Raw genomic sequence first — 15177 nt, 5'->3', positions numbered from 1 at the left:
ATGGCTAACGAGGACAAACTGCGGGAGTACCTGCGACGGGTGACGACGGATCTGCAGGAGACCCGTCGACGGCTGCGCGAGGTCACCGCGCGTGAGAACGAGCCGATAGCGATCGTGGGAGCGGGCTGCCGGTTCCCCGGCGGCGTCACCACCCCCACCGAACTCTGGGAACTGATCAACTCCGGGGTCAGCGCCATCACCGAATTCCCCACCAACCGCGGCTGGGACCTGGGCCACCTCTACCACCCCGACCCCGACCACCCCGGCACCTCCTACACCCGCCACGGCGGCTTCCTCCACAACGCCGGCGACTTCGACCCCGACTTCTTCGGCATCTCCCCCCGCGAAGCCCTCGCCATCGACCCCCAACAACGCCTCCTGCTCGAAACCACCTGGGAAGCCCTCGAACACGCCGGCATCGACCCCACCACCCTCACCGGCACCCCCACCGGCGTCTTCGCCGGCGTCATGTACGACGACTACGCACTGCGGCTGCTGGGCCGGGTGCCCGACGGTTTCGAGGGCTACCTCGGCACCGGCAGCGCCGGCAGCGTCGCCTCCGGACGGATCGCCTACACCCTCGGCCTGCAGGGCCCCGCCCTGACCATCGACACCGCCTGCTCCTCCTCCCTCGTCGCCGTCCACCTCGCCGTCCAGGCCCTGCGCCGCGGCGAGATCACCCTCGCTCTGGCCGGCGGGGTCACGGTGATGGCGACCCCGAACACGTTCGTCGAGTTCTCCCGGCAGCACGCGCTGGCGCCGGACGGCCGCTGCAAGCCCTTCTCCGCGGACGCCAACGGCACCGCCTGGGGCGAGGGCGCGGGCGTGATCGTCCTGGAACGGCTCTCCGACGCCCAGCGCAACAACCACCCCGTCCTCGCCGTCGTCCGCGGCAGCGCGGTGAACTCCGACGGGCGCAGCAGCCAGCTCACGGCGCCGAACGGCCCGTCCCAGCAGCGCGTCATCACCGCAGCCCTCACCGACGCCGGCCTGACCCCCGCCGACATCCACCTCGTCGAAACCCACGGCACCGGCACCACCCTCGGCGACCCCATCGAAGCCCACGCCCTCCACAACACCTACGGCCAGCACCGCCCCACCGACCAGCCCCTGCTCCTGTCCGCCGTCAAGGCGACCATCGGTCACACCCAGGCCGCCGCCGGCGTCGCCGGCATCATCGCCACCGCCCACACCCTCCAGCGCACCCACATTCCGGCGACCATCCCCGCCAGCACCACACCCACCCCCCACCTCGACTGGGACACCACCCCCCTCGCCCTGGCCACCGCCCCCACCCCCTGGCCCACCGGCACCCACCGCGCCGCCGTCTCCTCCTTCGGGATCAGCGGCACCAACGCCCACCTCATCCTCGAAGCGCCCCCCGCACCCGACAGCACCAGCGACAGCGCCACGGTCACCCTCAGCCCGGCAGCCGACGCCGGCGTCGGCATCGCCGACAACCACGCGGACACCACCGACGCGGACGCCACCGCCGACACCGCCCCGCCCCGTCCCGTCCCCCTGCTGCTGTCCGCCCGCACCTCGGCCGCGCTGAGCGCCCAGGCCGCCCGCCTGCACGCCCACCTCACCGCGCACCCCGACCTCGACCTGCGCGACGTCGGGCAGGCCCTGCTGACCCGCCGCGCCCTGTTCGAGTACCGGACCACCGTCGTGGCGGCCGACCATGCCGAGGCGCTCCCAGCCCTGGCGGAGGCGGCGGACACCGTGGCGGACACCGCCGTCCCAGCGGCGGCCACGGCCGGCCCGGTCGTGTTCGTCTTCCCCGGGCAGGGGTCGCAGTGGGCCGGCATGGCCAGGCAGCTGCTGGACACCTCGGAGGTCTTCGCCGCGAAGCTGCACGAGGCGGCCGCCGCGCTGTCCGGGCACGTCGACTGGTCCCTGCCGGACGTGCTGCGCGAGGCCCCGGGCGCGCCGTCGCTCGACCGGGTCGACGTCGTCCAGCCCGCGCTGTTCGCGATCCTGGTCGCGCTCGCCGAGCTGTGGCGCTCCTTCGGTGTCGAGCCGGCCGCGGTCGTCGGCCACTCCCAGGGGGAGATCGCCGCCGCGTACGTCGCCGGCGCGCTCTCCCTCGACGACGCGGCCCGGATCGTGGCCCTGCGCAGCCAGGCGATCGCCCGGATCAGCGGCGCCGGGACGATGGCGTCGGTGGCCCTGCCGGCCGAGGAGGTCGAGCGGCAGGCCGCCGCGATCGGCGCCGAGATCAGCATCGCCGCCGTCAACAGCGCGACCGCCACCGTGATCTCCGGGCCGGTGGCGGCGGTACAGGCCGTCGTCGACGCGGTGAACGCCGCCGGTGGGCGGGCCCGGGTCATCCCGGTCAACTACGCCTCACACTCCGCCGAGGTCGAGGCGCTGCGCGACGAACTGCTGGCGGCACTGGCGTCGGTGACACCGCGGACGGGCCAGGTGCCGTTCTACTCCGCGGTCACCGGCGGCCGGCTCGACACCGCCACCCTCGACGCCGAGTACTGGTACCGCAACCTGCGGGAGACGGTCCGCTTCAGCGACGCGACCCGCGCGCTCGTCGACGACGGCCACCGCCTGTTCATCGAGACCAGCCCGCACCCGGTGCTGGCCGTGAGCATCGGGGAGACGCTGGAGCGGGCGGGAGCCGCCACGACCGCCCTCGCCATCGGGACGCTGCGGCGTGACGACGGTGGCTGGGCGCRGTTCCTGCGCTCGCTGGGCGAGGCTCACGCGGCCGGCGCCCCGGCCGGCTTCGCGCCGCTGTTCGCCGGCCGGCGGGCCGCGCACGTCGACCTGCCCACCTATCCCTTCGAGCGCAGCCGGCTCTGGCTGGACGTGACGACCGCGCCGAGCGACGCCGCCGGGCTGGGCCTCGCCGCCGTCGACCATCCGCTGCTCGGCGCGAGCGTGCGGGCGGCCGACGGCGACACCGTGCTGCTCACCGGGCGTGTCTCGGCCACCAGCGCCCCCTGGCTGGTCGGGCACCGGCTGCTCGGCTCGGCGCTGCTGCCCGCCGCCGCCTTCGTCGAACTGGCCCTGCGGGCCGGCGACGACGTGGGGCTGGGCCGGCTGGAGGAGCTGATACTGGCGACGCCGCTGGAGCTGACGGACGATCCGCTGCACATCCAGATCTCCCTGGCCGCCGCCGACGGCACCGGCCGGCGCGCGCTCGCCGTCCACTCCCGTCCCGCGGACGCCGCGGCGGACGAGCCGTGGACCAGGCACGCCACCGGCCGGCTCGGCCCCGACGACGCTCTGATCGATGACCTGACCGACAATCCGACTGGCAACCAGGCCGACAATCCGGCCGGCAATCCGGCCGACATCGCGCCGGCCACGGCGGGAACAGCGGCCGCGTGGCCGCCGCCGGAGGCGGTCGCGGTGGACATCTCCGACCTGTACCCGCGGCTGGCCGCCGCCGGGGTGGACTACGACGACGCCTACCGGGGCCTGCGCGCGGTCTGGCGCACACCGGACGCCGTCCACGCCGAGATCGCGCTGCCCGACGACACCGACGACACCGGCTTCGGCCTGCACCCGGCGCTGCTCGACGCCGCGTTGCAGCCCCTCTCCCTCGACGCGCTCGGCGCCGTCGAAGCGGACGGGACGCCGCGGCTGCGGCTGCCGTTCGTCTGGTCCGACGTCACCCTGGCCGCGGTCGGTGCCCGCGCGCTGCGGGTCGAGCTGGTCACACGCGGCACGGACACCGTCCAGGTGACGCTGACCGACCCGGCCGGCGCGCCGGTCGCGACCGCCGGCGCCGTGACGCTGCGTTCCATCAGCGCCGGGCAGCTCGCCGGGACGCTCGGCGCCGGCACCCGCCCGGACGACCCGGCCGAGGCGTCCGCCCACACCGACACCCACACCCACACCCACACCCACGCCGACGCCGACACCAGAACCGGTGCGAACCAGGAGGCGGGCACCGGCGCGGACGCCACGCCGGCGGCACGCGCCGCGGCGCCCCGGCGGGTGCGTCGGCGGGTCGCCGCGACCACCACGGCCGGCGGCCCGGCGGACGGCGCCGACTCGATCGTCCACCGGCTGGCCGGGCTGTCCCGGCCGGCGCGCCGGGCCGCCGTCGCGGACGCGGTCCGCGCCCAGGTGAGCGCGGTCCTGCGGCTGCCCGCCGGCCGGGAGCTGGGCGCCGAGCGGTCGTTCAAGGACCTGGGCTTCGACTCGCTGACCGCGGTCGAACTACGCAACCGCCTCGGGCGTGTCACCGGGCTGACCCTGCCGGCGACGCTCGTCTTCGACCATCCGTCGCCGCGGGCGCTCACCGACCATCTCCTGGAGGTGCTCGCCGGCAGCGGGCCCGCCGCGGGCGCGCCGGTGGTCACCGCCGTCCGCGCCGGCGGCTCCGGCGGGGACAGCGCCGAACCGCTTGCGATCATCGGCATGGCCTGCCGGTTCCCCGGCGACGTCCGCTCCCCCGAGGACCTGTGGCGCCTGGTCGTCACCGGCACCGACGCGGTCGGCGACTTCCCCACCAACCGGGGCTGGCCCCTGGACGACCTCTACGACCCCGACCCGGACCGGGCCGGGAAGGTCTACACCCGCCAGGGCGGCTTCCTCCACGACGCCGACCAGTTCGACCCGGCGTTCTTCGGCATCAGCCCCCGGGAGGCGCTGGCCACCGACCCGCAGCAGCGGCTGCTGCTGGAGACGGCGTGGGAGGCGGTGGAACGGGCCGGCATCGATCCGACGACGCTGCGCGGCACCCGCACCGGCGTGTTCGCCGGGCTGAACGTCAACGACTACGTCTCCCGGCTGATGGCGGACCCGCCGGACGGGTTCGAGGGCTACCTGGGCACCGGCAACGCCGCCTCCGTCGCCTCCGGCCGGGTGTCCTACGTGTTCGGCCTGCACGGCCCGTCGCTGACCATCGACACCGCCTGCTCGTCGTCCCTGGTCGCCCTGCACCTGGCCGGGGCGGCGCTGGGCCGCGGCGAGGCGGACCTGGCGCTCGTCGGCGGCGTGACGGTGATGGCCACCACGCATCTGCTGCTCGACTTCAGCCGGCAGCGCGGCCTGTCGCCCGACGGGCGCTGCCGGGCGTTCGCCGCCACCGCCGACGGGACCGGTTTCGCCGAAGGGGCGGGCATGCTGCTCGTCGAACGGCTCTCCGACGCCCGCCGCAACGGCCACCGCGTGCTCGCCGTGGTCCGCGGCTCGGCCGTCAACTCCGACGGCGCGAGCAACGGGCTGACCGCGCCGAACGGCCCGGCGCAGCAGCGGGTCATCCGCGCCGCGCTGGCCGCGGCCCGGCTGGGGCCCGCCGACGTCGACGCGGTGGAGGCGCACGGCACCGGCACCGTCCTCGGCGACCCGATCGAGGCGCAGGCGCTGCTGGCGACCTACGGCGCGCAGCGGCCCGAGGGGCGTCCGCTGCTGCTCGGGTCGCTGAAGTCCAACATCGGCCACGCCCAGGCGGCGGCGGCCGTCGGCGGGGTCATCAAGATGGTCATGGCGCTCCAGCACGGCGTGCTGCCGCCGACGCTGCACGTCGACGCCCCCACCCCCAAGGTGGACTGGAGCGCCGGCGCGGTCGAGCCGCTGCTTGAGGCGACGCCGTGGCCGGACGTCGACCGGCCACGGCGCGTCGGGGTGTCGGCCTTCGGCCTCAGCGGCACCAACGCGCACGTCATCCTGGAAAGCCCACCCGGGGACAGCGAGGACAGCGGGGACACCACACCGGAGCCTTCTGTCACCGACAGTAACAACATTGAAGATGGCGACGGGACGGCGGCCGAGGCGGCCACCGCCGGGCCAGCGGTGGTACCGGTAACGCTGTCGGCGCGCACCGCCAGTGCGCTGCGCACCAGCGCCGAGCGGCTCGACGCGCTGCTCGACGCCGACCCACAGCTCGGCCCGGTCGACGTCGGGCACGCGCTGGCCATCGGGCGCTCCACGTTCGAGGAGCGGGCGGTCGTCGTCGCCGCGGACCGCGACGAGCTGCGCCGCGGCCTGGCCGCGCTGATCACCGGGACGCCCAGCCCCGACCTGGTCACCGGCACGGCGGCGGCCGACCCGGGACGGGTCGTCCTCGTCTTTCCCGGGCAGGGCTCGCAGTGGCTCGGCATGGCCGCCGACCTGGCGGCGGCGTTCCCGGTGTTCGCCGACGAGCTGCGCGCCTGCGAGCGCGCGCTGGCCGAGCATGTCGACTGGACGTTGGGCGACGTGCTGCGCGATCCCGACGACGCCTGGCTGAGCAGGGTGGACGTGGTGCAGCCCGCCCTGTTCGCCGTGATGGTCTCGCTCGCCGCGCTGTGGCGCTCCTTCGGTGTCGAGCCGGCCGCGGTCGTCGGCCACTCCCAGGGGGAGATCGCCGCCGCGTACGTCGCCGGTGCGCTGAGCCTGTCCGACGCGGCGGCGGTCGTCGCCCGGCGGGCGGCGGTGCTGCGGCGGATCGTGGGCGCCGGCGGGATGGCCTCCGTGCCGCTGCCCGCGGCACAGGTCGCCGAGCTGATCGCCCCGTGGGGTGACGAGCTCGACGTCGCCGCGATCAACGGCCCGGCGTCCACCGTCATCTCCGGYGCGGTCGGCGCCCTGCACGCCTTCGTCGACGCGCAGGTCGCCGCCGGGGTGCGGGCCCGGATCGTCCCGGTGGACTACGCGTCGCACTCCGTGCAGGTGGAGGCGATCCGCGACGAGATCGTGACGGCGCTCGCCGAGATCCGTCCCCGTTCGTCGTCGGTGCCGTTCCATTCGACGCTCACCGGGGAACTGATCGACACCGCCGGCCTCGACGCCGAGTACTGGTACCGCAACCTGCGCGGCACCGTCCGGTTCGAACCGGTCATCCGCCAGCTGGTGACGGAAGGGCACCGGGTGTTCGTCGAGTCCAGCCCGCACCCGGTGGTCACCATCGGTGTCCAGGAGACGCTCGACGCCGTTGCCGGGCCGCTGCCGACGCTGGCCGTCGGGTCGCTGCGACGGGACGAGGAGGGGCCGCGCCGGTTCCTGACCTCTCTCGGCGCGCTGCACGCCCACGGCGTGCCGGTCGACCTCCCGACCGTGTTCGCCGGGGCTGCCGGGCCGCGCCCGAAGCAGGTGGACCTGCCGACCTACCCGTTCGAGCGGTCACGCTACTGGCTCGAGCCGGCGCACCGCCGCCGCGACCCGGCCGACCTCGGCCTCGGCGGGCTGGACCATCCGCTGCTGGGCGCGGCCGTCCGGCCGGCGACCGGCGACCGGCTGCTGCTCACCGGCCAGGCCGACCGCCGCACCGCGTCCTGGCTCGCCGACCACACCGTCGCCGGGACCGTGCTGCTGCCCGGCACGGCACTGGTCGAGCTCGCGCTGCGGGCCGGCGGCGAGGTCGGCGCCGGCCGGCTCGACGAGCTCCTGCTGACCGCGCCGGTGGTGATACCGGCGTCCGGCCGGCTGGACCTGCAGGTCAGCGTGGCCGAGCCCGACGACGACGGCCGGCGCGCGCTCGAGATCCACACCCGGCCGTACGACGCGGACGCCGCCACACCCACCGCCACCACGCCACCGCGGCCGTGGAGTGCCGTGGCCAGCGGCACCCTGTCGCCGTCGCCGGACGCCGGCCCACCCCCGGCCACGGCCACGGCCGAATGGCCACCGCCGGGCGGTGAACCGCTGGACGTCACCGACCTGTACGACGGCCTCGCGGCCCGCGGCTACGACTACGGCCCGGCGCTGCGTGGGCTGACCGCAGCCTGGCGGCTCGGGGACGAGATCCTCGCCGAGGTGCGGCTGCCCGACGCCGCCGGCGGCACCGCCGGCTGGCACGGCCTGCACCCGGCGCTGCTCGACGCCGCCCTGCACGGGCTCGGGCTCGGCGTCCTCGACCAGGCCGGGCTGCCGTTCTCCTGGTCCGGGGTCACCGCGTACGCCCAGGGGGCGGGTTTCGTGCGGGTGCGGCTACGGCCGCTGGCAGCGGACACCGTCGAACTGGTCGTCACCGACCCGTCCGGGGCGCCCGTGCTGACCGCCGACGCCCTCACCGTCCGCCCGGTCGACGCCGGCCAGCTCGCAGGCCTTGCCAGCCTTGGCGGCGTCGACGTGCGCGACGCCCGCTACGACCTGGTCTGGGCGCCGCTCCCCGCCGAGGCGCCGGTCTCCGCCGGGGTGCCGGCACCCCGGCGCTCCACCGACGCGGTCGGGACGGCCCCGGCGGCGCGGCACCCCCGCTGGGTGTTGGCCACCATCTCCTCGAAGGCCACCATCTCCTCGAAGGCCCCCGTCTCCTCGAAGACCCCTGTCGCCTCGAACGGTCCGGCTTCCTCGGATGGCCTGGCTTCGGACGGCCTGGTCTCCTCGGCCGGCCCGGCATGGACGGCCGGTCTGGCCGCGGCGCTGGCGGAGACGGGCATCGAGGTGTCACCCTGGCCCGGCACGGACAGCACCGGAGACGCCGGGGACGCCGCGCCGGCGGTGGCCGTCCTCGCGGTCGACGGCGGCGCCGGCGTGCGCGACGTGCACGACACCACCGCCGCCGTGCTGGCCACGCTGACGTCCTGGCTCGCCGACGGGCGGCTGGCCAGCAGCCGGATCGTCGTCGTCACCCGGGGTGCGGTGAGTGTCGCCGAGGGCGACGGCGCGCCGGATCTGGCCGCCGCAGCCGTGTGGGGGCTGGTCCGCAGCGCCCAGGCCGAGCATCCCGACCGGATCACCCTCGTCGACCTCGGCGTCCCCGACCGGCCGGGCTCGGCCAGCGTCTCGGACCTGCCTGCCACGCTGACGGGCGGGCAGCCGTTGCTGGCCCTGCGGGACGGCGCCACGCTCGCCCCGGCGCTCGAGCGGCCCGACCCGGCCGCGGCGCTGGCCGTGCCGGCCGAGGGCTCCTGGCGGCTGGACATCACCGCCCGCGGCACCCTGGCGAACCTGGCCCTGCTCCCGACCGAGGAGGGGGACCGGCCGTTGGCCGCCGAGGAGGTGCGGGTCGCCGTCCGGGTGGCCGGGCTGAACTTCCGTGACGTGCTCATCGCCCTCGGTGTGTATCCAGGGAAGGCGCTGATCGGCACCGAGGCGGCGGGCGTCGTGGTGGAGGTCGGCTCCGCGGTGACCGGCCTGGCGGTCGGCGACCGGGTGCTCGGCCTGCTGTCGGGGGCGGTCGGCAGCCACGCGGTGACCGACCACCGGCTGCTCGTCCCGGTCCCGGACACCTGGACCTTCGCGCGGGCGGCGGTGGTACCGGCGGCCTGGCTGACGGTCTACCACTGCCTGGTCGAGCTCGCCCAGGTGCGGCCGGGCGAGCGGGTGCTCGTCCACGCGGCGGCCGGCGGGGTCGGTGTCACCGCCGTCCGGCTGGCCCGCCATCTCGGCGCGGAGGTGTTCGCGACCGCCAGCCCGGGCAAGTGGCCGGCGCTGCGCGCCCTGGGGCTCGACGACGAGCACATCGCCTCCTCCCGCGACCTGGACTTCGCCACCCGCTTCGCCGCCGGTGTCGACGTGGTCGTCAACTCGCTGACCGGGACGTTCATCGACGCCTCGCTGGGGCTGCTGCGCCCCGGCGGCCGGTTCGTCGAGCTCGGCAAGGCCGACCTGCGCGCGCCGCAGGCGGTCGCCGCCGACCACCYGCGGGTGCGCTACCTGCCGTTCGACCTGGTGGAGCTCGACTACGACGACATCCAGCGCGAGCTGCGCGAGGTGGTCGGGCTGCTCACGCGGGGCGTGGTGACGGCGCCCCCGGCCATCGCCTGGGACGTCCGCCACGCGCCGGCCGCCCTGCGCCACCTGCGGGAGGCCCGCAACATCGGCAAGCTGGAGCTGCGGCTGCCGACCGGGCTCGACCCCGCCGGGACGGTTCTGATCACCGGGGGTACCGGCACCCTCGGCGGGCTCGTCGCCCGTCATCTGGTGACCCGGCACGGCATACGTCACCTGCTGCTGGCCAGCCGGCGGGGGCCGGCGGCCGACGGCGCCACCGAGCTTGCCGCCGAGCTCACCGAGCTGGGCGCCGAGGTCCGGCAGGTCGCGGTTGACGTCGCCGACCGCGACGCCGCGGCGGCGCTGCTCGGCACGGTGCCCGCCGAGCATCCGCTGACCGCGGTGGTCCACGCCGCCGGGGTGCTCGACGACGGGGTGCTGGCCTCGGTGACCCCGCAGCGTCTCGCGGCGGTCCTGCGGCCGAAGGTCGACGCCGCCTGGCACCTGCACGAGCTGACCGCGCACCTGGACCTGGCCGCCTTCGTGCTGTTCTCCTCGGCGGCCGGGGTGTTCGGCGGGGCCGGTCAGGCGGCGTACGCGGCGGCGAACGCGGCCCTGGACGCGCTCGCCGTCCACCGCCGTGCCCGCGGGCTGCCCGCGACCTCGGTCGCCTGGGGGCTGTGGGCGCAGGCCAGCACGATGACCGGCGGCCTCGGCAGCGCCGATCTCGCCCGGCTGGCCCGCGGCGGCCTGATCGCGTTGCCCACCGCCGACGGCCTGGCTCTCTTCGACGAGGCCCTGACGTCGACGTCCGCCACGTTCCTCGCCACCCGGCTGGATCTGTCGACGCTCGACCGCTCCGGCGGACCGGTACCGCCCCTGCTGCGCCGGTTGGTCGGCACCCGTCGGCTGCCCGTCGCCGCCGCGGCGGCACAGCCGGTGGCCGGCGACGACCTGGCCACCCGGCTGGCCGGCCTGTCCGAACCCGCCCGGGTGGACGTGGTGCGGGAGCTGGTCCGTACCCAGGCCGCCGCCGTGCTCGGCCACGCCGACGTGGCCGCCGTCGACGCGGAACGGGCCTTCAAGGAGCTGGGGTTCGACTCGCTGACCGCCGTCGAGCTGCGTAACCGGCTGGGTGCGGCGACCGGCCGGCGGCTGCCACCGACCCTCGTCTTCGACTATCCGACCCCGGCCGCGCTCGCCGACCACCTGTTGGCCGAGCTCGTCCCACCGCCGGACCCCGCCGCCGAGGCGCTGGCCGGGCTGCAGCGGCTGGAGGAGGCGCTGGCCGCGCTCGGCCGCGACGGCGCGGCCCAGCTGGATCTCGGCGCCCGGCTGTGGCGGGTCCTCGACGACCTGGCTGGCGGCAGCGGTGGCGCGACCGGCGTCGACGGCTCCGGCAGCTCCGACAGCTCCACAGTGGCGGTGGCCAGCGCCGAAGAGATCATGAATTTCATCGACAACGAGCTCGGCCGGCTCTCCGACCGCTGAGCCGCCGGAAGAGCCACCGGCCGAGCTGCCGGAAAGAGCCGTCGGAAGAGGACCAGGACCGCCGGAAGAGGAACCGCCCCATGTCAGAAGACCGGTCAGAAGACCGCAAACTCGTCGACTACCTGCGCTGGGTCACCGCCGACCTCACCCGGACCCGGGAACGGCTCGCCGCGTTGGAGAACGCCCAGCGCGAACCGGTGGCGATCATCGGGGCGGGTTGCCGGTTCCCCGGCGGTGTGGCCACCTCCGAGCAGCTGTGGCAGCTGTTCGCCGACGGACGGGAGATCATCGACACGTTCCCGCGCGACCGCGGCTGGGATCTGGACACGCTCTTCGCCGAGGACCCCGACCGCTCCGGCACCACCTACACCCGCCACGGCGGCTTCCTGGACGACGCCGGCGACTTCGACGCCGAGTTCTTCGGGGTCAGCCCGCGGGAGGCGCGGGCGATGGATCCGCAGCACCGGCTGCTGCTGGAGACGTCATGGGAGGCGATAGAGAACGCCGGCATCGACCCGCTGTCCCTGCGGGGCAGCGGGACCGGGGTGTACGTCGGGCTGATCGCCCAGGAGTACGTGTCGTTCGCCGCCCCGCCGCCCGCCGGCCTCGACGGCCACCTGATGACGGGCAACGCCGGCAGCGTCGCCTCGGGGCGGATCTCCTACACCCTCGGCCTGCACGGCCCGGCTCTGACCATCGACACCGCCTGCTCCTCCTCMCTCGTCGCCGTCCACCTCGCCGTCCAGGCCCTGCGCCGCGGCGAGATCACCCTCGCTCTGGCCGGCGGCGCCACCGTCATGGCCAGCCCCGCCACCTTCATCGAGTTCTCCCGCCAACGCGGCCTCGCCCCCGACGGCCGCTGCAAACCCTTCTCCGCGGACGCCAACGGCACCGCGTTCTCCGAGGGCGCCGGGATGATCCTGCTTGAGCGGCTCTCCGACGCCCAGCGCAACAACCACCCCGTCCTCGCCGTCATCCGCGGCAGCGCCGTCAACTCCGACGGCGCCTCCAACGGCCTGACCGCCCCCAACGGCCCCGCCCAACAACGCGTCATCACCACCGCCCTCACCGACGCCGGCCTCACCCCCGCCGACATCCACCTCGTCGAAACCCACGGCACCGGCACCACCCTCGGCGACCCCATCGAAGCCCACGCCCTCCACAACACCTACGGCCAGCAGCGGCCCACCGACCAGCCCCTGTTCCTCTCCGCCATCAAGGCCACCCTCGGTCATGCTCAAGCCGCCGCCGGTATCGCCAGCATCATCACCACCACCCACACCCTGCGCCACAGCCACATCCCCGCCACCATTCCTTCCACCACCACGCCCACCCCCCATCTCGACTGGGACACCACTCCCCTCGCCCTGGCCACCACCCCTACCCCCTGGCCCACCAGCGCCCACCCGCACCGCGCCGCCGTCTCCTCCTTCGGGATCAGCGGCACCAATGCCCACCTCATCCTCGAAGCACCCCCCACGCCAGAAGACAGCGCCAGCACCCAGGACACCCCGGACACGCCGAGTGCTCCGGACGGCACCAGCGCGAACGGCACCGCTCCGACGGCCAGCGGCAGCGAGAACCACGCCAGCACCGCGGACGCCATCGGTGCCGCCGGCACCACCGGCACCGATGCCGCCGGCACCGCCCTGCCCCGCCCCGTTCCCCTCCTGCTGTCCGCCCGCACCTCCACCGCCCTGAACGCCCAGGCCACCCGCCTGCACACCCACCTCACCGCACACCCCGACCTCGACCTCGACCTGAACGACGTCGGGCACTCGCTGCGCACGACCCGGTCGCTGTTCGCCCACCGCGCGGTCGTCGTCGCCGCCGACCGCTCCGAGGCACTCGCCGGGCTGCGCGCCGTCGCCACCGGCGGCGGGACCCGCGGCGCGCCGCGCCCGGCGGCGGGGCCGGGGCGCATCGCCTTCCTGTTCACCGGCCAGGGCAGCCAACGCCCCGGCATGGGCCGCGAACTCCACGACCACCACCCCGTCTTCGCCGCCGCCTGGGACGAAGCCGCCGCCCACCTCGATCCCCACCTTGACCCCCACCTCGGCCGTCCCCTGCGCGACCTCGTCCTCGCCCCGCCCCGCCCCGAGAGCACGACGATCCTGAACCGGACGGCCCTCGCGCAGGCCGCGCTGTTCGTCCACGAGGTCGCGCTGTACCGGCTGGTCACGTCGTTCGGGCTGACGCCCGACTACCTGATCGGCCACTCCGTCGGCGAGCTGGTCGCGGCCCACCTGGCCGGGGTGCTGAGCCTGGCCGACGCCGCCGCTCTCGTCATCCTGCGCGGACGGCTGATGCAGAGCGTTCCCGAGGGCGGCGCGATGGTGTCGCTGCACGCCACCGAGGACGAGGTCGCCGCGGAACTGGCGGAGCTGACCGGCCGGGTGTCGATCGCCGCGGTCAACGGCCCGACGTCGACCGTCGTCTCCGGCGACGAGGAGGTGGTGGCGGACCTGGCCAAACGGTTCCGCGCCCGCGGGGTGAAGGCCCGCCGGCTGCGGGTCAGCCACGCCTTCCACTCACCTCACCTGGACGGCGTCCTCGACGAGTTCCGGCGGCAGGCCGGCCGGCTGACGTTCACCCCACCGGCCATCCCCGTCGTGTCCAACGTGACCGGCGCGCTGGCCACCGGCGACGATCTCCTCTCCGCCGACTACTGGACGCGGCACCTGCGGGGAACCGTCCGGTTCCAGGACGGCATCCGCGCCCTGGAGGATCTGGGCGTCACCCGGTTCGTCGAGCTGGGCCCGGACGGCACCCTCAGCGCCCTGGCAACCGCCTCGCTGCGCGACCCGGCCGCCGGGATCCAGGTACCGCTGCTACGCGACCGGTGGCCGGAACCACGCGCGCTGCTCACCGCCCTCGGCCGGCTGCACGCCGACGGCGCCGCCGTGGACTGGGCGCCGGCCATCCCCGCCGGCGCCCGCCGGGTCCGGCTGCCCACCTACGCCTTCCAGCACACCCGCTACTGGGTCACCACCCGCCCGCTCCGGCCGGCGGAACCCGTCGACGACCCGGGCACCGACAACACCACGGCCGATCACGCGGCAGCCGGTCACGGCGCGGTCGACGGCCAGGCCGCCGACGGCGCCGCGCAGCCGGCGGCATGGACCGGCCAGTGGTGGCAGGACCTGGCCGCGGCGTCCGAGGCCGAACGGGAGCACCTGCTGGTGGAACTGCTGCGCGGGCACATCGCCGACATACTCGGGCATGCCTCGGCGGACCTGGTCGACCCCGAGGCCAGCCTCATCGACGCCGGGCTGTCCTCGTTCACGTCCCTGGAGCTGACCAGCCGGCTGCACGCGCAGACCGGGGTGCGCCTGCCACCGACCGCCGTGTTCGACCATCCCACGGCCGCGGGGCTGGCCCGCCTCCTGCACGCCGAGCTGACAGCGGACCGCGCCGGGGAGCCCCAGCCCGCGGTGCCCACCGCCTGACAGCGGCGCCGTCAGCGCCCCTGCCAGCAGCGCTGGCAGGGGCAGGGGCAGGCGCGGGGGGAGGCACGGAGGCAGCGGCAGGGGCGCTGGCGGCTTCCGCCGACGGCACGGGCCGTCCCCTCCACCCGGAGCGGACGGCCCGTTGCGTATCGCGGCGCGCACCACGGCGACCGTCTCTGCAGTTGTTCAGGCTTTTGTTCAGGGCAGTCCTGTTCGAGTGTCGCGCGTCAGAATTCTTGGCACAGGGGTTTGTTGGCCCTGAGCCCAAGGAGATCAGATGAGTCGGCCCCCGGTGTTCCCCGCCGAGGACAAGATCCGGATCGTGCTGTCGGTGCTCGCCGGCGAGGTGACGATCGCGGAGGCCGCCCGGCGGAACAAGGTGTCGGAGACGTCGGTCGGCAAGTGGAAGCAGCAGTTCCTGGAGGCTGGCCGGGCCGGTCTGGCCGCGGGCGGGTCGTCCCGTCCGTCGAGCCGGGAGGAGTCGCTGGCGGCCGAGGTCGAGGAGCTCAAGACCGCGCTCGGTGAGGCGCACGTCGAGTTGCGGGTGTGGAAGAAGTCGGCGGAGGGCCGGCTGGCCCCTATGAGGACCATTAGGTGATCCGCGAAGACGCGGCGATGCCGACCGCGAGGT

Annotated in this window: 3 protein-coding genes; all 3 read left to right on the top strand. The window is 75.3% G+C overall.

Annotation, left to right across the window (positions count from 1 at the left end; translation table 11 throughout):
• Positions 1 to 39 precede the first annotated feature (39 nt).
• The 3 genes from BL254_RS28385 (at position 40) to BL254_RS14130 (ending at position 15144) form a co-directional block, all read left to right on the top strand.
• Positions 40 to 11097, top strand: coding sequence for an SDR family NAD(P)-dependent oxidoreductase (locus tag BL254_RS28385; RefSeq protein ID WP_371390658.1), 11058 nt, complete (start codon positions 40 to 42; stop codon positions 11095 to 11097).
• 80 nt (positions 11098 to 11177) lie between these two features.
• Entirely contained in the window at positions 11178 to 14546 is a 3369-nt protein-coding gene (locus BL254_RS14135; RefSeq protein ID WP_052914945.1) for a type I polyketide synthase, read from the top strand.
• Between the two features lie 277 nt (positions 14547 to 14823).
• Complete coding sequence (locus BL254_RS14130) at positions 14824 to 15144, top strand: helix-turn-helix domain-containing protein (protein ID WP_076843522.1); 321 nt, start codon at positions 14824 to 14826, stop codon at positions 15142 to 15144.
• Positions 15145 to 15177 lie beyond the last annotated feature (33 nt).

It is taken from the genome of Protofrankia sp. BMG5.30 (assembly GCF_001983005.1).
GTDB classification, from domain to species: Bacteria; Actinomycetota; Actinomycetes; order Frankiales; family Frankiaceae; genus Protofrankia; species Protofrankia coriariae.
Note: the sequence above shows the minus strand (reverse complement) of the source record. Positions and strands in the feature narration are given on the sequence as shown.

Bases quoted from the DNA above. Each gene is read 5' to 3' on its own strand.
- BL254_RS14130 (WP_076843522.1), top strand. From the start codon at position 14,824: ATGAGTCGGCCCCCGGTGTTCCCCGCCGAGGACAAGATCCGGATCGTG.